Here is a 17,815-nt window from a genome sequence, read left to right on the forward strand (position 1 = left end):
GCTATTTCGATTTGACTTCGGCGAAGGTCATGTTTTTGGCCCAACTGTTGTGTTTGTTCGTCCAGTCGAAGAAGAGATCTGCGTAGCTCTTGGTGATGTAGTTGGCTTCGTCTACTCCGATCTTTTGTGCGATGGCATCGATCCAGCCGGGGCTACCCTCGATCTCGCCGAAGTCGCCGATGGGGGTTTCGTCGAGTACGACGTGGCCTTGCCCATCAGTCCACTCACTACGGAACTTCTCGTAGCTGAATTGCGGATCGAATCCGAGTGATTCGAAAATCCTGCCCAGAGCCTCTCCGTCTTCGATTCTTGTCTCCGTCTCCAATCGCGTTTTGTGTCGTGCGTCGTGTGACTTGGCCTTGTGAGTCAGCACCCAGCGGTCGCCATATTTCCGGATACGCAGCAACTCGCCACGACGCCGCAGGCGTCCGTTGCTGTCATAGAGAGTGTTGAATTCGTGCGTCCGGGGCGTAATCTCCTGGAACCCAATTTTCTGCAGACGCTCGCGCAGTGCGTTCAAATCGTCGACATGGAATTTGACTTCGACTTCGCTCGGCATTGCGGGCAAGTGTACCGAATCTGCAGCCGGATTCCTAAGTACACATCTAAATAGCCTCAGCAGGAGGAATCTTTGCAGGAAACAAGGCATATCAACCTTCCCGACCGCCGGCACAACCTGCCGTTCAGCGACGCTGTCCTTGTCGGAAATACTCTTTACCTTTCCGGCCGTATTGGAATCGACCCGAAGACGGGCGTGGTGCCCGAGAATGTCGACGCGGAGATTACCTTGCTGCTCGATGGCGTGCAAGATGTGCTCGCAACGGCCGGTCTAACGATGGACGACCTCGTGTACGTACAGATATTCTGCCCGGATCTCTCACTTTTTGACCAATTCAATGAACGCTATCGCGCTTGCTTCAAAGGCCCGCTGCCCGCTCGGGCATTCATCGGTTCCGGACCGCTCCTGCGCAACGGCAGGTTCGAACTTCAGGGGATTGCAGTGCGTACATAACCTAACGGAACACCAATCGTCTATTCTTGGAATAGATTCGGTTTTCGGGAGACGCTCACAATTTGGAGAACATTGGAATGCAGATAACTCGCGCCCTGCTCGGGGCAATTGCGGCGCTTTCATTTACGTGCTCGTTCACGATGGCGCAGGAGAAGCAAGGAGTCTCGCACGTGGTGCCTGCCTGGGTCCAGCGCAGCAACGAAAATGCCAAGGTCTTGCTAGACCTGGAAGCTAGGTACAACCCCGAAGGTGCTCAGCAGAGCGGGGTGGACGGGGTTGACGAGCAGATCTTCGACCTCAAGCCGAACCGTGAACAAAGGTACAAAAAGGATCTGCTGGCTGCGATCGAGGAACTTCAGTCCAGGCTTGCGAAGGAAAAGGACGAGCACGTACGCCAGGACCTCGCGATCATGATCGACAATGCCAAAAAGGACATTCACGGCATCGATCTTTCCGAGAGACTAGAAATACCTTACTTCGACATGAACCGAACCGTGTTCTACGGTCTGAGATCTCTGCTGGATGACCAGATCGCTCCCGAACGCCGCAAAGCGGCACTTGTCCGGTTGCGTAAATACGCCGGAATGGAAGAAGGCTATACCCCTGTCACAAAACTGGCAGAAGCGCATATTGCTGAAAAGCTCAATCTTCCAGGTCGAATCGGTCCTTTTAAGGGAGAACTGGAAACAGATCTCGCCAACGGGTCCTCGTTCATAAGCGGAATTGAGGGTCTATTTAAGAAATACGGGATCACGGGTTACGAAGAACCCTTGGCGAAGTTGAAAGCACAACTGGCCGAATACAACGACTTTGTGCGCGCGAAGGTATTGCCCAAAGCCCGAACAGATTTCCGGCTTCCTCCGGAGCTTTACGCGTACTCGCTGGAGCGGGTTGGCGTGGACTTGCCGCCACAACAACTCGCCGATGTGGCGCATGCCGCCTTCAACGATATCCAGAAGGAAATGCAAGCCCTGGCGCCGAAGATCGCCAGCCAGCGTGGCTGGAAATCGACCGATTACCGCGATGTTATTCGCGAGTTGAAGAAAGAGCAGTGGACGGGCGAATCGATCCTGGCCAACTACAAAAAGCGTATCGGTGAAATTGAAGACATCATCCGGCGAGAGAAACTGGTGACGCTGCCGTCGCGCCCGATGCGTATACGTCTGGCGAGCGAGGCGGAAAGCGCCGCCGTGCCGGCTCCCAATATGCGTCCGCCACGCCTGATTGGAAATACCGGAGAAGCAGGAGAATTCGTTCTTCCGTTGAGTTTCCCGTCGAAGGAAAAGGGGAAGGAACAAAAGTTCGACGACTTCACGTACGCCGCCGCTTCGTGGACACTGACCGCGCACGAGGGTCGTCCTGGGCACGAGCTACAGTTCGACGCGATGGTGGAGAACGGTATCTCGATCGCACGTGCTTTGTACGCGTTCAACAGCACCAACGTGGAAGGGTGGGGCCTTTACGCCGAGAAGATACTGCTCCCCTATATGCCGCTGGAAGGGCAATTGGTATCGCTGCAGTTCCGGCTGCACCGCGCTGCCCGGGCATTCCTTGATCCCGAACTCCAGATGGGCAAAGTGACACCGGAACAGGCGCACAAAGTGCTGACAGACGACGTTGTGCTGTCGGACGCCATGGCGACGAGCGAAGTGCAGCGCTACACGTTCCGCTCACCCGGACAGGCGACCTCATACTTTTACGGCTACACGAAACTAGTCGCCCTGCGCAGTGATGTGGAGAAGGCGCTCGGAAAGAAATTCGACGCCCACAAGTTCCATGACTTCATCTTGTCGCAGGGGTTACTGCCGCCGAACCTGCTCCGCAAAGCGGTGATGGACCAGTTTGTGCCGGAGATGCAGGGGAATAAGGTGGCGCGACTGAACTAGTTCGAACGGAAGTGAAGGGGCGATCCGAAAAGGGTCGCCTTTATTTTTCGCGCGCGACCACGAACTCGGGCGCCCATAACAGGGCCCGCTTGCTTTCTGAGTCGGGGAAGGAACAGATTGCCTTGCTCGCCGTTTCGGCGTACTCGGTGGCCCGCGCGATAGCGTAATCCAGCGATCCGTAGCGGGTCAGGATGTCGAGAATTTCCGAATGGCTCACGCCGTTGAACTTCCGCTCATGAAGCACGGTTTTGATTTTCGACCGCTCGGCTTGAGTGCAATTCTCCATGGCGTGGATAACTGCCATCGTTGCCTTGCCTTCGCGTAGATCGCTGGCTACTGGCTTGCCCAGCACTTCTTCCGACGCGGTGAGATCGAGCACGTCGTCCACTATCTGGAACGCCATGCCGAGATTTCTCCCGTACGACCCGAGTTTCTCTTCCTGCTCCGGGGTGCCGTTGCCCACGATTGCGCCCAGTCGCATGCAAACGGAAAACAGGCAGGCCGTTTTCCGATAGATCAGATCGAGATACTCGTCCATCGAAACCGACTTGCCGAGCGTCTGCATCTGGAGCAGTTCGCCCTCCACCATCTGCTGCGTCAGTTCGATTAGGACGTCGAGAATCCGCAGATTGCGCTCTTCAAGAGCGATCTTGAAGGCCTGCATGTAGAGCCAGTCACCGGCAAGGACGCATTTCGAGTTGCCCCACTGGGTGTTGGCGGCGGCGCGTCCCCGGCGGGTCTGAGCTTCGTCAATGATGTCGTCGTGAACGAGTGTGGCGGTGTGGATGATTTCGACCACAGCTCCAAGTCGTACCGGCGTCCGTCCTGTGCGCTCGAAAAGCCGCGCTGACAGCAATAAAAGGGCAGGGCGCAGGCGCTTTCCGCCTCCAGCACGAAGGTATTCACCGATCTCCGTGATGACCTTCACGTTCGAGACCGTTCCGCGTCCGAATTCCCGCTCGATAGCGGCGAGATCGTCGCGCAGCAGATCGAAAACTTCCTTCGCGTTTCCTGTTGCCGGTGTGGCCAAGCCCCGTTTCCCCGTTAACTAGAGCGATAATTTGTAAACTGCATGTCGATGCCGAAATCCTTGTTACGCAGGAGGGTGATAATTTCCTGCAGCGTGTCGCGGTCCTTGCCGCTCACGCGCACCAAATCACCCTGGATCGATGCCTGGACCTTCTTCTTTGTGTCCTTGATGGCCTTCACGATCTCGCGTGCTTTTTCGATCGGGATCCCCTGCTGCATCGTGATCTTCTGACGCACGGTGCTGCCCGCGGCAGGCTCAATCGTACCGTAATTCAACCCCTTGAGAGGAACGCCGCGCTTCACCAGTTTCCCCTGGAGCACGTCGTTAACGGCTTTCAGTTTGTATTCATCCGCGGAGGCGAGCGTGATCGAGTCCTTGTCCAGCGTGATGTCGGACTTCGAGTCCTTCAGGTCAAAGCGCGTATGGATCTCCTTCAGCGCCTGCTGGACGGCGTTGCTCACTTCCTGGTGGTCTATCTTGCTGACGATGTCGAAGGTGTTCTCCGGCATAAACTTCTAGTGTACGCTATCGCACGATTTCCCCGGTTGGAATTTCGAGTTTGAAGAAGCGGTAGAAATTCTCCGCGGTCTGACGCCCCAAGTCTTCTGCCGTCAAGCCCCGAATTGTCGCTATGTACTTCACTGTCTCCGCTAAGTACGCGGGCTCATTCCTTTTGCCACGCCAGGGTATGGGCGCCAGGTAAGGCGAATCGGTTTCCACCAGAATCCTCTCCAGTGGCGCCATTCGGGCGACCTCCTGGATGTTCATGGCCTTAGGATACGTAACGTTTCCGGCGAACGAAATCATGAAACCCATGTGCAATGCCGACGTCGCATGATGTTTCTCGCCGGTGAAGCAATGCAGGATTCCACCGAGTCCACTCGTCGCCCAATGCTGACGGAGGAGTCGGAGAAGGTCGTCCCAAGCGTTCTCAGAATTGTCCGACGGTCGATTGTGGATGATGATCGGCAACCTAGCCGATTTCGCCATCTCCATCTGCTCTACAAAGATGCGCTGCTGTACGTCTCGCGGCGAATGATCGTAGTGGTAGTCGAGCCCAATTTCCCCCCAGGCAATTACATGCGGACTTTTCGCCCATTGTTCCAGCCGCATGAGGGCAGCGGCGTCCGCCAGCCGGGCTTCGTGCGGATGTACGCCGACAGACGCATAGATTTTTGGCGTGGAAGGGAACTCGCCTGCTACCTGTGCTTCCGCGAACTTGACGGCGCAATCGGCAGTGTCGGGCCCATCGCCATTCCCGATCGCGAGCAACGCGACGATACCGGCTTCGTGTGCACGGCGAAGCGCGTCCGCGCGGTCTTCTGCGAACCTCGGCCCTTCAAGATGGCAATGGGAATCAACGAGCATATGGTGGCTCGTAATTCGTGGCTCTCCGGTCACGAACCACGGATCACGCTATTTCAGTTTCGCCCCGGGTGGTACTTCCTCCAGGAAACTTGCGAGGATCGGCTTGCCTTCCTCGCCCAACGATGCGGCCAGCAACATGCCGTTCGACTCCAACCCACGCATCTTGCGGGGCTGAAGGTTGGCGACGATGATGATCTTCCGACCGACAAGCTGCTCCGGCGGATCGTACGCTTTCGCGATTCCGGCTAGAATCTGCCGCTGTTCGTAGCCGAGGTCGATTTCCAACCGCAAGAGCTTGTCTGCGCCCTTTACCTTTTCGGCGACCTTGATCTGCGCAACTCGCAGATCGACCTTCAGGAAGTCGTCGATGGTGATCTTCTCCATCGGCGCGGCATATGGACTTGTTGCTGCGGGGGCAGCTTCCGTTGGACCCGCTGCCGATTGTGCCGCCGGCTGACCGGCCTGTGCCCCGGCCCCTGCCGGTTCAGCTGCGGCTGCCTGCGCCTGTGGCGCTACGGTTTGCTTGTTCTGCTCTTCGAGGTTTTGCATTCTTTCAATCACTGATTTGTCGGCACGCGGAAACACCGGTTCCACTTTACCCAGCTTGGTGCCGACCTCCAGTTGTCCCCATTTCAATTGATCGAGCCGGACCTTGGTGATATCTCCCAGTCCAAGCTGCGTAAAGATCTTTGCCGTCGATTCCGGAATCACCGGATGCGAAAGTGTCGTCACGATTCGGAGTGCTTCTGCCGACGTGTACAAGATCGTTGCCAGGCGTGAGCGGCTTGCGTCGTCGGTTTTATCGCCAAGCGTCCAGGGCTCGTTGTCCTTGATGTACTTGTCGACAGCGCCGATCAGCCCCCAAATGGTCTCCAGCGCCTTCGAGAACTGGTACTCGTCGAAAAGTCGGTTCGTCTCTTCGATCGTCCTAGTTGCCAGTTCCGCCATTGCCTTGTCGGCTTCGGTGCGTGTTGCTGTCGCCGATGGATACGGGATTTCGCTCTTGAAGTAGCGGTCGATCATGGTGAGCGTGCGGCTGGCCGCATTCCCGAGGCCGTTGGCGAGATCGGCATTAAACCGCTGCACCAGCGCATCGAACGAGAACGATCCATCCTGACCGAATACCACTTCGCGCAGCAGGAAGTAGCGCATGGCGTCGGCGCCAAGAACGTCCAGGATTGTGTCCGGGCGCACAATATTTCCGCGCGACTTGGACATCTTGCTTTGCTCAAATAACAGCCATCCGTGCGCGATAATCCGCTTCGGAAGAGAAATTCCGGCAGCCATCAGGAACGCTGGCCAGTACACGCAATGGAAACGAACGATTTCCTTCCCGATGAAGTGCACGTCCGCGGGCCAATACTTCTTGAATTTCGAATCATCATCCGACCCGAAGCCAAGGGCCGTGATGTAGTTCGAGAGCGCGTCAAGCCAAACGTAAATCACGTGCTCCGGATCGTCCGGAACTGGGATGCCCCACTTGAAGCTGCTACGCGATACCGAAAGATCGCGCAGTCCGCTGCGGACGAACGAAATCACCTCATTGCGGCGCGTTTCCGGCTGAATGAAGTTCGGATTCTCCGTGTACAGCTTCAGCAATTTGTCTTCGAAGGCCGACAGTTTGAAGAAGTAATTTTCTTCCGTGACGGTTTCGGTGGGGCGACCACACTCGGGGCACGGAGCGCCTGGCCCGGCGGCGTCCACGAACAACTCGTCGAACACGCAATACTGGCCGGTGTACTTGCCCTTGTAGATGAACCCTTTGTCGCGCAGCACTCGGAACAGGTGCTGCACACCTTTCTTGTGACGCTCGTCGGTGGTGCGGATGAAATCGTTGTAGGTGATCCCCATCCGATCCCACGTCGCCTTGAAGTGCATGGCCACATCGTCGGCTAATGCTTTCGGGGTGATGCCTGCCGTCTGCGCTGCACGTTCAATCTTGATGCCGTGCTCGTCGGTTCCAGTGAGGAAGTAGGTGTCCGCGCCGAGCATGCGCTGGCGCCGCGCAACCGAGTCGCAGACGATGGTGGTGTATGCGTGTCCAATATGCGGACGCGCATTCACGTAATAAATCGGTGTAGTGAGATAGAACTTTCTATCCATTCTGCTGATCCAGATAAACCTTGATTGCTTCCTGCATTACCGCCTTCAGCGGCACGCCCTTTTCGGAAGCGATGCGCCGGCAGTCTTCATATTCCGGCGCGTAATTCGTCACCGTGCCATTCAGGTTCGCGACCTTCATTCGAACTTCGCCCCATTGCGTCTTCACCGACATGGCACGGCGCGTAAGTATCTCGCGGCGCTCCTCACGCATTCGAATGCCGAGCGTCGTCGTTTCGGCGAAGATGATCTTCGTCAACTTCTGCGTGTCTTCTGTACGTGCGAGGACAGTGAGCAGCATTCCGGGGCGCCCTTTTTTCATCTGCACCGGGGTGCCGAAGACGTCGAGGGCACCGGAATCGAAGAGGCGGTCCATGACATAGCCGAAGACCTGCGGATTCAGGTCGTCGAGGTTGGCCTCGAGCACCGAAATCGTCTCAGGCGTAGCCGCATGAGAGTCGACGCCGGATTCGCCTACGGTAATCCGCAACACGTTTGGTTGTCCCGGCATATCACGCGAACCCGCGCCGTAGCCGGACTTTTCGATTTTGTACGCTGCTGTACCGAAGCGCGAAGCGAGCGTCTTCACGATGGCTGCTCCCGTCGGTGTGGTCAGTTCCTTTTCGATCCCCGACGAATACACGGGCACGCCCTTCAGCATTTCAACTACGGCCGGCACGGGAACAGGGAGCCTTCCGTGTGCGCACTGAACGGTGCCCGAACCGACGTTGATCGGCGAACAAATCCATGCGTCCACGCCAAGGGCTTCGCTTCCAACAGCCGCACAAACGATATCGACGATTGCATCGACCGCGCCCACCTCATGGAAATGGATCTTCTCGATCGTGGTGTTGTGAATCTTGGCTTCCGCCTCGCCCAGTGCCTGAAAAATTGCCAGTGCCTGTTGTTTTGCGCTGTCGTTGATGGTCGCGGACGAAATGATCTTCCTGATGTCGTTCAGGCTGCGCCCATGCGAATGTTCGTGATGATGAGCATCGTCAAGGGAATGGCTGTGCTTGTGAGCGTGATCATGTCCGTGCGCATGCTCGTGCGAGTGATGATGTTGATGATCTTCCGCTGGGCCTTCTTTCTCGTCACCGACCCAGACATCCACCTTGATGGCGGCGATGCCGCTTCGCATCACCTTTTTCACTTCCAGTCGGGCACCCAGGTTCAGCGCGCGCACCGCTTCTTCCAGCGTCTCGGGAGACACTCCGGCGTCCACCAGCGCGCCAAGAAACATGTCGCCGCTGATTCCGGAAAAGCACTCCAGGTAAGCGATTCGCATAAGAATGGACCGTGAAACAAACGTGCCCGGCTGCGCACGTTCAAACTTCTCATCATAGGTTTCGCGCGGTGCTCCGTCAAACGTCGAAGTAAGTTTCCGCCTGATATAATCGCTGTTTCTTCAGCAGCTTACGGGGACTTCATACACCTTGTACCTTCATTTCCAGCACGTTTTATCTGAGCGCGTCCGGCAATTTCTCCGCGACCATTTCCAGGTCGAATTAGACAATATCGTCATCGAGCAGCCGCCCAAGGTAGAGTTCGGCGAGTACGCCCTTCCGCTCTCCTTCGAGTTGGCGAAAAAGCTGCGCAAGGCTCCACGGAAGATCGCCGAAGAGATCGTCGCCAACATCGGTCCGATCGAAGGCTTTGAGAAACTCGAAGTCGCCGGTGCCGGGTATATCAACGCCCGTCTCAACCGGACTCAGGTCGCCAGCGCGCTGATACAAGGCCAAGCTCCGCCGCCCGGGCACACAGAAAAAGAGAAGATTCTCGTCGAGCACAGCTCGATCAATCCGAACAAGGCCGCGCATATAGGGCACCTGCGCAATGCCATCCTGGGAGACACTTTCGTCCGGCTCCTGCGTTCCAGCGGCTACCCGGTTGATGTGCAGAACTATATCGACAACACCGGAGTGCAAGTTGCCGACGTCGTAGTCGGTTTCCGAGAACTGGAAAAGAAGAGCAACGCCGACATCGAGCAGCTCACCAAATCCAAGCGCTTCGACTATCTCTGCTGGGACGTCTACGCCCGTGCCTCGCAGTGGTACGAGCAGGACAAAGCTAATCTAAAGAAGCGGTTGGACACGCTGCACGCCATTGAGCAGGGCAACAACGAAATCGCGCAACTGGCTGACATCATCGCCACCGCCGTGCTCCGGCGCCATCTCGAAACCATGGAGCGTCTGGATATTGAGTACGACTTCTTGCCGCGCGAGAGCGAGATCCTGCACCTGCATTTCTGGGAACTCGCCTTCAAGCAGATGGTCGAAAAAGGCGTGCTCACCAAGGAAGAACAGGGCAAGAACGCCGGATGTTGGGTGATGCGGCGTCCGTCGGCAGCAGGGAAGAGTGCCGACGAACTGACCGATGAAGATCAGAAGGTGATCGTGCGCTCCAATGGCACAGTCGGATATGTCGGCAAGGACATCGCCTATCACCTCTGGAAATTCGGCAAACTCGGACGCGACTTCGGATATCGCAAGTTCCACCAGTATCCGAACGGCAAGGAGGTTTGGATTTCGGCGGAAGATGGCGAGAAGAACCATCCGCATTTTGGCGATTCCGCGGCGATTTACAACGTCATCGATACGCGCCAATCGGAGGCCCAGAACACAGTCGTGGATGCACTCACACTGCTGGGTTACACCGATGCCGCCCATCATTACACTCACTTCTCGTACGAAATGGTGGCGCTCACGCCGCGCTGCGCGCAGGAGTTGGGCTATCCGCTTTCCGAAGACGAAATGGGTAAGGCTTTTATCGAGGTCTCGGGCCGGCGTGGCTTCGGCGTGAAGGCCGATGACCTCATCGACCGCCTGATCGCCACCGCCAAGAAGGAAGTCGACGTCCGCCATCCTGAGTTGCAGGAACTCGAGCGCATCGACATCGCCACGAAGATTGCCGTAGGCGCGCTGCGCTACTTCATGCTCAAGTTCACAAAGACCAGCGTCATCGCTTTCGACTTCAAGGAAGCTCTGAGCTTCGAAGGCGAAACCGGACCATATGCGCAGTACGCCGTTGTGCGCGCCACCAACATCTTCCGCAAAGCCAATACCACACCCGAGGCCGCGCTCACGGCTGCGGACTACGGCCGATTCCTGGCAGGCGAAACCGGCACAGAGATCTGGGAGCTCTGGCTCATTGCTTCACAGACCTCATCCATCATCGAGCAGTGCATCAACACTACGGAACCGGCCTGTCTGGCGAAGCACGCGTTTCAACTGGCGCAGCAGTTTAACAACTTCTACCACAGGCACCACATCCTCACCGAGGCCGATGAGCAGCGGAAGAAGTTTCTGCTGGCGACAGCAGCAGTGGTACGCCGCGAGTTGATCCGCGTGCTAGGAGTGATGGGAATTGTTGTGCCTCCGGTGATGTAGCAACACTCTTCGGTGCGAGTAACGGCGCGCTTGCTCACCGCAGACGATTCCGTGAATCGTCCTACCCATAGCCCGAATCCGATGATTTGGAGGACGAAATGCCCGCTCGCATCGAAAATTACGCCAAGCTTTCCGCGGCTCAGTCTCGCGCCCTATTTCAACTCCAGACCGAAGTAAATAAGTCCGGCATCGATCCAACCATTCTTGAGCTGATCAAAATCCGTGCTTCGCAGATCAACGGCTGTGCGTACTGCATTGACATGCACACAATCGACGCGCGTGCGCACGGCGAAACCGAACAGCGAATTTATGCCCTCAATGCATGGGAAGAAGGGCCGTTCTTCAGCGAACGTGAGCGCGCGGCGCTGGCACTCACTGAAGCGATGACGCGCATTTCCGATACTCACGTCCCTGACTCCGTCTACGACCATGTTCGAGAGCACTTCAGCGAACAAGAGGTCGTGAACCTTGCCTGGGCGATCATCGCGATCAACTCGTGGAACCGCCTTGCCATCACCTTCCGCGCGCAGCCTGGTAATTACAAACCTCAAGCCGCCAAAGCCAGCTAGTGACAACCTGGTAGTCACATCAACAGCGATTGCCGTCCCATCCTTCTCGTCTGCCAGGAAGGATGGGATTACACTTCATTACGGGGATGGCGGTTCAGAAACATTTCAGGAACATCTCAGTGCCTGCCAAGTACGCGGTTGCGTGCTTTGCGAGTTAATGAGGATGCCACTAACGCCCCTTTTTTGAGGAAGGCATGCGCAAGGATTTCAACCTGGTACTGCAGCAGACACTCCATGAAGCACTCCAATACTTACAGGAACTGGACACGCTTCCCGTGGGCGCCACTTCGTCGCTCGACGATTTACGCCAGCGCCTCTGCAAAGAACTGAGCTCCCATGGAACAGAACCAGTCGACGTCATTCGCGATCTTGCCCGCGACGTCGCGGGAGGACTGAATAACTCCGCCAATGCGCGCTTCTACGCCTGGGTAATCGGCGGATCGCTTCCTTCGGCGCTTGCCGCAGATTGGCTTACGTCCACATGGGACCAGAATGCAGGCATGTACGCCGTCAGTCCCGCCGCGGCGATTGTCGAAGAAGCAGTGGGCGTGTGGCTGAAGGATCTTTTCGGCCTCCCGCAGAGTGCTTCGTTCGCGCTGGTCACCGGCTGTCAGATGGCCCATACCACCTGTCTTGCTGCGGCGCGATCATCATTGCTGAAGCAGCACGGTTGGGACGTCGAGCGTAAGGGTCTTGCCGGATCCCCGGCGATCCGCGTTTTTTGTGGGGAGCGGCACGCCACCATTGACCGCTCCCTTCGGCTACTCGGTCTCGGCGATGCATCGATTACATCGCTCGCCACCAGCAACTCCGGCCAACTTGAACCGGCAGCTCTGGAACAGGCGCTGAAGGAATCTAAGGGTTCGCCGGCCATCGTCCTCCTTCAGGCAGGGGACGTAAATACCGGCAGCTTCGACGACTTCGAAGCCCTGATCCCGATTGCCCGCCGCTACCAGGCATGGACCCACGTTGACGGCGCTTTTGGTATGTATGCCGCGGCCAGCCCTCGATTGCAGCATCTTGTCCGCGGTATCTCCAACGCCGATTCCTGGGCCACCGACGGACATAAGTGGCTCAACGTCCCCTACGATTGTGGCTATGCCTTCGTGGCGCACCCTGAGCCACACCGGGCTTCTATGACATATCAGGCGCACTATCTGTCTCATCAGGACGAGGCCCGCGATCCGCTCGACTTCAATCTCGACTTCTCCCGTCGTGCTCGCGGATTCGCCAGCTATGCCGCACTCCGCGAACTCGGGCGCAATGGTGTCCGTGAACTCGTCGAGCGCACCTGCGATTGCGCCGCTGCGATCGTCGACGGCCTGTCGCAAATGGAAAACGTGGAGGTCCTTTCGCGTCCCATCATCAACCAGGGAGTCGTTGCGTTCCTCGATCCCTCGGGCCAGCCGTCCGACGCTTGGAACGACCGCACGATTGCCGAGATCGACCGCGAAGGAACATCGTTCTTTTCTGGGACCACATGGAAAGGTCGCCGGGCCATGCGTATCAGCGTCTCCAACTGGCAGACGTCCGCCGACGACGTGAAGCGCACGCTGGAAGGCATTCAGCGCGCGCAACAATCTCTTCTCGCAACGAGCAAGAAAATCGGTCAGCCCGTGGGCTGACCGATTCACAACCTCGCGGCAGTTATAGTCCCGCGCCCTTATCGGAGCGTTCCTTTGCCGCTTTCGTTCCGGGCTGCGACTTCTCCTGTGTGCCGCCCGTGAAGCCAACGGTGCCTCCGCTGACGCCACCACCGGCCAACTCTTGTGTGAACTCGATAATTGACCGAACCGCAATGCCAGAGGGCCCTTTCGCGATCCAAGCTTTGTTGTCTTCGATCCAAGCCGTACCGGCGATGTCCAGATGGATCCACGGCGTATCTGCCACGAACTCTTTCAGGAACATCGCTGCTGTCACAGCTCCGCCCCAACGGCCGCCACTGTTCATAATGTCGGCAATATTGGACCGAATCGATTCGAAGTAATCCGCATCCAGCGGCAACCGCCACATCTTTTCGCCTGCACGCTTGTGCGCTTCGCTCCATGCTTTCGCCATGCCGTCATCATTCGCGAAGACACCAACGTTGACATATCCAAGCGCAATCACGCACGCGCCGGTCAGTGTCGCCGCGTCGATTAGGTGTGTCGCTCCCAACTGACGCGCATAGTGCAGGCCGTCGGCCAGAACCAGCCGACCCTCCGCATCGGTGTTGATGATCTCGATCGACTTACCCGACATCGCGATCTGCACATCGCCGGGCTTCTGGGCTTTGCCCGAGGGCATGTTTTCGGTCGCGCAGACGATCCCGATTACCTTCACCTTCGGCTTCAGCATGGCAATTGCCCGCATCGCTCCGATCATCGTTGCGCCTCCGGCCATGTCGTACTTCATCTTTTCCATGCCGTCGCTAGGCTTGATGGAGATGCCGCCGGTGTCGAATGTAATGCCTTTACCGACCAGTCCGAGTACTGGTGAAGCCGGCGCGCCCTCCGGTTCGTATGTCATCACGATCAGTGCCGGGGGCTCTTCCGACCCCTGGGCAACGCTCCAGAATGCGCCCATCTTCAGGTCTTTGATCTTGTCGGCGCCATAGACTTCGCACTTGATACCGGTTTCCTTCGCCATCTGCTTGGCGAATTCGCCCATCTTGGTCGGTGTCAGACGATTGCTCGGCTCATTCACCATCACGCGCGTGTAGTTCTGTGACTCGCCGATGATCCGACCCTCCTTCACCGCCTGTTCGGCAACAGCCTTGTCAGCGCTGGTGACGATGGTGACATCATTCACGCTCTGGTCCTTGCGATCGCTTTTGTACGTGTCCGGATCGAAGTTCCCGATCAGCGATCCCTCGACGACGCAGCGAATCGCATCAACGGCTCCGCCTGCGATCTCCGGGGCGAAGATAGCCACAGAGCGCAGCGCCCGTGGCTTCATGAAGCGAACAGCCGTCCCGGCGAGGCGACGCATCTCGGCAGCGCCGAAGTTCTTCGCCTTGCCGCCGCCGATCAGTAACAGCCTTTTTGCTTTGAGTCCGTGCGGACGATGGATCAGCGTCGTCTCAAAGCTCTTTCCCGTCACCTCGCCGGAATGCAGGACTTCCTTGGCCGCCTCGAACACCCCCGGGTCGTTGCAGAGGAGTTTGGGTTGGTTCGCCGATCCCTCTCCGTGGTCCAGAACAGGGACCGCAAAGCATTCCGTTACGAGGTCTGCTGGTGATTGCAAATGAAGATGAATATTCATGCTTTTCTTCCTTTAATCTCGTTTTGGCCCGCAGCCCTAACCGGCCTTTCGAGACCGGGCTACCGCCTCGCGAGCTTCCTTGTCAGCCGTCCGGCGACGTTCGGTTTCACGCTTGTCCCACTGCTGTTTGCCTTTTGCCAGGGCAAGTTCGACCTTCACGCGGCCATTCTTGAAATACAGCCTGATTGGGATCAGCGTCAGGCCTTTTTGCTGTGTTTTGCCGATCAATTTCCGGATTTCTTCCCGGTGGACCAGCAATTTACGGGTGCGCAATGCCTCGTGGTTGTTATAGGTGCCGTGGGAGTAGGGGCTGATATGCGCGTTCAGCAGCCACAATTCGTTGTCTTTTACTACCCCATAGGAGTCTTTGAGGTTGGCTTTGCCATCGCGGACGGACTTCACCTCGGTTCCCGTCAGGGCAATACCGGCCTCGAACTTCTCCAGGAGGAAATAGTTATGGCTGGCGGCGCGATTCACCGCGGCATCGCGCACTCCCGAAGCGGTTGGTTGGCGCTTCGGGGATTTCTCCGGATTGGGTTTGGTCTGATGCGTGCCTTGGCGGGCCATACCGAATTTTCCATGCTAGCACAGCGATTTAAGTAACCGAAGGTAACCACAACAAAGCTCAATACTTGCATCGAATTGAGCAGCTTACGAGTGCTATAATCCGACCTTTGTTTGTGCTATCACTTCGTCACGATGACTACGGTGGTGCCTGAATGAAATCCGTGCAAGTGCGGCGGTTTCGAGCGTTCCACCCTAGTAGCTTCGCTTTGTTTGTGCGACTAAAGATCCAGTCACTTCAGGGGACACGATGAGACGTTTGGCGCGCCTGACCGGCTTGGCCATCGCCCTGCTTATAACCCTGCCGGCTATGGCGGACAAAGCCAGCAGTGCATACAAGAAGGGAATTGATGCCGAAGCCAGGCAGAACTACGAGGAAGCATACGACTATTTCAAGCAAGCGTACGAACTGAAGCCGAAGGACATCAAGTACCGTGCGTCCTTTACCCGGATACGCTTCTACGCTGCTTCGTCGCATCTTCATAAAGGGCAACTCCTGAAAGAGCAGGGCAAGCTTGAGGAAGCGCTTGCTGAATTCCAGAAGGCCACGGAAATCGATCCAACGAATTTCGTGGCGGCGCAGGAATTGCGGCGCACGAAGCTGGATATCGACAGGCGAAACAACCCGAGCGCGGAGCCCGAGGAGTCTTCCAGCCCTAAAAGCAACTATCTCAGCCAGCTAGCCCAACACGCGGCCGGGCCAACCGAGTTGCGTCCGATCTCCAACACGCCCATCACGCTGCGCATGACCGAGGACACAAAAAATATCTATACCGCGATCGGAAAGATCGCAGGTCTGAATGTCCTCTTTGATCCCGATTACACCTCGCGGCGCATTGTGATCGAGTTGAATGGCGTGAGCCTGAATGAGGCTCTGGAGATCGTCGCCCTTCAGTCGAAGACGTTCTGGCGCCCCGTAACGCCGAACACCATCTTCGTCGCCGCTGACACTCCGGCCAAGCGCAAGGAACTTGAGCAGAGTGTGATCAAAACGTTTTATCTGGGTAACGTATCGAGCCCGAACGATCTTCAGGACGCCGTTAACACTGTCCGCCAGATCCTCGACGTTCAGCGTATTCAACAGATCACTACGCAGAACGCCATCGTGGTTCGCGGTACCCCCGACCAGATCGCCATGGCAGAAAAACTGCTCGGCGATATCGACAAGGCGAAACCGGAAGTTGTAGTTGAAGTTGCCGTGATGCAGGTTCGGCGCGATAAAACGCGTACCTTCGGAATCTCGCCGCCAACCTCAGCCAGCATCGCTCTTCAGCCGAATACCACCACGTCATCGGGTACGGACAATACCTCCGGGTCAAATACCAACAACAGCATTAACCTGAACAAACTGGCGAACCTAGATGCGCGCGACTTCCAGGTCACCATCCCGGCCGCAAGTTTCAGCGCTCTGCTTACGGACAGCAATACTCGGATCATTCAGAATCCGCAGATTCGTGCACTCGATAACCAGAAAGCTTCGTTGAAGATCGGCGATCGCGTCCCGGTGGCGACCGGTTCGTTCCAGCCGGGTATCGGCGGCGTCGGTATCAACCCGCTCGTTAATACGCAGTTCCAGTACATCGATGTTGGCGTAAACATCGACATCACTCCGCGTATCCATGCCGGGCGTGAAGTCACCATGAAACTGGTGCTGGAAATATCGTCTGTTACCGGAAAGTCCAGTATCGGTGGTATCGACCAGCCGATTATTGGACAGCGCCGAATCGAGCACGAGATTCGTTTGAAGGAAGGTGAAGTTAATCTCCTTGGCGGCATTCTCGAACAGGGAGAACAGACATCACTCACCGGGTATCCGGTGCTCACCAAGATCCCCATTTTGAAGTATCTGTTCGGACAGGAATCGAAGCAGATTCAGGAAAACGAGATCGTTTTTGCGCTCGTGCCGCATATCGTACGCGGCCAGGATCTCAGCGATATGAATCAGCAGCCGGTTGAAGTCGGAACTGCGAACGCCATCGAACTTCGGCGCGCATCTCCGCCACCGACTCCGGTTGCGGCCTCCGCCCCTCAGCAAGGTGTCCCGGCACAACAGCAGCCTTCTCCGGCGTCCGCCAATGTTCCACCTGCGGCGGCTCCGGTGCCTGCGCCTCAGGGTGCGCAACCGGTCCAGACTCCACCGCCGGCCGAAGCGCCTCCGCCTCAGCAACAGCCTATGCCGCAGCAGCGCCCTCAAACTCAGGCTGAGCAGCAGACGGGGACCTTGCAGGCGGGCAGTGCCGTGCTGAGCTTTGAGCCTGCCGCAGTGAATCAGGCCGTGAACAGCACGTTTGTGGTCAACGTGAGTCTCGGCAACGCGCAGAACGTCTATTCCGTGCCGTCGCAGATTACTTACGATCCCAAGGTCCTCCAGTTAGTGAACGTCTCCAACGGCGGATTCCTTGGGAAGGACGGCCAACCGGTGGCGCTGGTTCATCGGGATGATCCGGCAAGCGGCACCATCCAGATCACCGCGACCCGTCCACCTGGATCAGGCGGTGTCAGCGGACAAGGACCAGTATTCACGCTGACATTCATGGCGAAGGCAGCTGGCCAGACCACGCTTGCCGTAACTCGTGCCGGGGCGCGCGATCCTGCCATGCAGCCGATTCCAGTGGCCGGCGGGCAGGCCATGGTGACAGTAAAATAGAGGAATA

General features: G+C 57.2%; 14 protein-coding genes. 6 read left to right on the forward strand and 8 right to left on the reverse strand.

All coding sequences use genetic code 11. The features are described 5' to 3' along the window. Position 1 precedes the first annotated feature (1 nt). Positions 2-559, reverse strand: a complete 558-nt coding sequence (gene cyaB / locus VN577_16855) for a class IV adenylate cyclase (GenBank protein HWR16496.1) — start codon at positions 557-559, stop codon at positions 2-4. Positions 560-631: 72 nt separating this feature from the next. Here cyaB and VN577_16860 point away from each other — a divergent pair, with 72 nt between their 5' ends. After that, positions 632-1,012, forward strand: coding sequence for a Rid family hydrolase (locus VN577_16860; GenBank protein ID HWR16497.1), 381 nt, complete (start codon positions 632-634; stop codon positions 1,010-1,012). Between the two features lie 77 nt (positions 1,013-1,089). Further along, positions 1,090-2,898 carry a DUF885 domain-containing protein gene (locus VN577_16865; protein ID HWR16498.1) on the forward strand — a complete coding sequence of 603 codons (1,809 nt, stop codon included), beginning with the start codon at positions 1,090-1,092 and terminating at the stop codon, positions 2,896-2,898. A 40-nt stretch (positions 2,899-2,938) separates the two neighbouring features. Here the strand turns inward: VN577_16865 and VN577_16870 are convergent, their stop codons facing one another. The 5 genes from VN577_16870 to larC are packed head-to-tail and all read right to left on the reverse strand — an operon-like array spanning position 2,939 to position 8,684. Further along, positions 2,939-3,928: a polyprenyl synthetase family protein gene (locus tag VN577_16870; GenBank protein ID HWR16499.1), complete on the reverse strand. Its 990-nt coding sequence runs from the start codon at positions 3,926-3,928 to the stop codon at positions 2,939-2,941. Positions 3,929-3,942: 14 nt separating this feature from the next. Next, a complete protein-coding gene (locus VN577_16875; GenBank protein ID HWR16500.1) occupies positions 3,943-4,437 on the reverse strand; it encodes a YajQ family cyclic di-GMP-binding protein in 495 nt (164 codons plus the stop codon). A gap of 16 nt (positions 4,438-4,453) precedes the next feature. After that, on the reverse strand, positions 4,454-5,296 hold the full coding sequence (locus VN577_16880) for a TatD family hydrolase (GenBank protein ID HWR16501.1): 843 nt from the start codon (positions 5,294-5,296) through the stop codon (positions 4,454-4,456). A 48-nt stretch (positions 5,297-5,344) separates the two neighbouring features. Beyond that, positions 5,345-7,399: a methionine--tRNA ligase gene (metG, locus tag VN577_16885; GenBank protein ID HWR16502.1), complete on the reverse strand. Its 2,055-nt coding sequence runs from the start codon at positions 7,397-7,399 to the stop codon at positions 5,345-5,347. Beyond that, on the reverse strand, positions 7,392-8,684 hold the full coding sequence (larC, locus tag VN577_16890) for a nickel pincer cofactor biosynthesis protein LarC (protein ID HWR16503.1): 1,293 nt from the start codon (positions 8,682-8,684) through the stop codon (positions 7,392-7,394). The genes metG and larC overlap by 8 nt, the downstream gene beginning before the upstream one ends. A gap of 148 nt (positions 8,685-8,832) precedes the next feature. Here larC and argS point away from each other — a divergent pair, with 148 nt between their 5' ends. The 3 genes from argS to VN577_16905 all read left to right on the forward strand — a co-directional run bounded on the left by argS (position 8,833) and on the right by VN577_16905 (position 12,979). Further along, complete coding sequence (gene argS, locus VN577_16895) at positions 8,833-10,785, forward strand: arginine--tRNA ligase (protein HWR16504.1); 1,953 nt, start codon at positions 8,833-8,835, stop codon at positions 10,783-10,785. A 98-nt stretch (positions 10,786-10,883) separates the two neighbouring features. Beyond that, positions 10,884-11,354, forward strand: a complete 471-nt coding sequence (locus VN577_16900) for a carboxymuconolactone decarboxylase family protein (GenBank protein HWR16505.1) — start codon at positions 10,884-10,886, stop codon at positions 11,352-11,354. Positions 11,355-11,548: 194 nt separating this feature from the next. Next, the gene (locus VN577_16905; GenBank protein ID HWR16506.1) at positions 11,549-12,979 is read left to right on the forward strand and encodes a pyridoxal-dependent decarboxylase; all 1,431 of its coding nucleotides are present in this window, start codon (positions 11,549-11,551) and stop codon (positions 12,977-12,979) included. A 22-nt stretch (positions 12,980-13,001) separates the two neighbouring features. Here the strand turns inward: VN577_16905 and VN577_16910 are convergent, their stop codons facing one another. Both VN577_16910 and smpB read right to left on the reverse strand, forming a co-directional pair. Beyond that, positions 13,002-14,597 carry a leucyl aminopeptidase gene (locus tag VN577_16910; GenBank protein ID HWR16507.1) on the reverse strand — a complete coding sequence of 532 codons (1,596 nt, stop codon included), beginning with the start codon at positions 14,595-14,597 and terminating at the stop codon, positions 13,002-13,004. Positions 14,598-14,633: 36 nt separating this feature from the next. Continuing rightward, a complete protein-coding gene (smpB, locus tag VN577_16915) occupies positions 14,634-15,164 on the reverse strand; it encodes an SsrA-binding protein SmpB (GenBank protein HWR16508.1) in 531 nt (176 codons plus the stop codon). Positions 15,165-15,411: 247 nt separating this feature from the next. On the opposite strand from smpB, the gene VN577_16920 reads away from it, so the two are divergent. Then, a complete protein-coding gene (locus VN577_16920; GenBank protein HWR16509.1) occupies positions 15,412-17,808 on the forward strand; it encodes a cohesin domain-containing protein in 2,397 nt (798 codons plus the stop codon). Positions 17,809-17,815 lie beyond the last annotated feature (7 nt).

Source organism: Terriglobales bacterium (assembly GCA_035561515.1).
Lineage (GTDB): Bacteria > Acidobacteriota > Terriglobia > Terriglobales > Acidobacteriaceae > DATMXP01.

Excerpts from the sequence above, each read along its gene's own strand:
- cyaB (HWR16496.1), bottom strand. The coding sequence starts at position 559 with ATGCCGAGCGAAGTCGAAGTCAAATTCCATGTCGACGATTTGAACGCA.
- VN577_16865 (HWR16498.1), top strand. The coding sequence starts at position 1,090 with ATGCAGATAACTCGCGCCCTGCTCGGGGCAATTGCGGCGCTTTCATTT.
- VN577_16875 (HWR16500.1), bottom strand. The coding sequence starts at position 4,437 with ATGCCGGAGAACACCTTCGACATCGTCAGCAAGATAGACCACCAGGAA.
- VN577_16880 (HWR16501.1), bottom strand. The coding sequence starts at position 5,296 with ATGCTCGTTGATTCCCATTGCCATCTTGAAGGGCCGAGGTTCGCAGAA.
- metG (HWR16502.1), bottom strand. The coding sequence starts at position 7,399 with ATGGATAGAAAGTTCTATCTCACTACACCGATTTATTACGTGAATGCG.
- larC (HWR16503.1), bottom strand. The coding sequence starts at position 8,684 with ATGCGAATCGCTTACCTGGAGTGCTTTTCCGGAATCAGCGGCGACATG.
- VN577_16900 (HWR16505.1), top strand. The coding sequence starts at position 10,884 with ATGCCCGCTCGCATCGAAAATTACGCCAAGCTTTCCGCGGCTCAGTCT.
- VN577_16905 (HWR16506.1), top strand. The coding sequence starts at position 11,549 with ATGCGCAAGGATTTCAACCTGGTACTGCAGCAGACACTCCATGAAGCA.
- VN577_16910 (HWR16507.1), bottom strand. The coding sequence starts at position 14,597 with ATGAATATTCATCTTCATTTGCAATCACCAGCAGACCTCGTAACGGAA.
- smpB (HWR16508.1), bottom strand. The coding sequence starts at position 15,164 with ATGGCCCGCCAAGGCACGCATCAGACCAAACCCAATCCGGAGAAATCC.
- VN577_16920 (HWR16509.1), top strand. The coding sequence starts at position 15,412 with ATGAGACGTTTGGCGCGCCTGACCGGCTTGGCCATCGCCCTGCTTATA.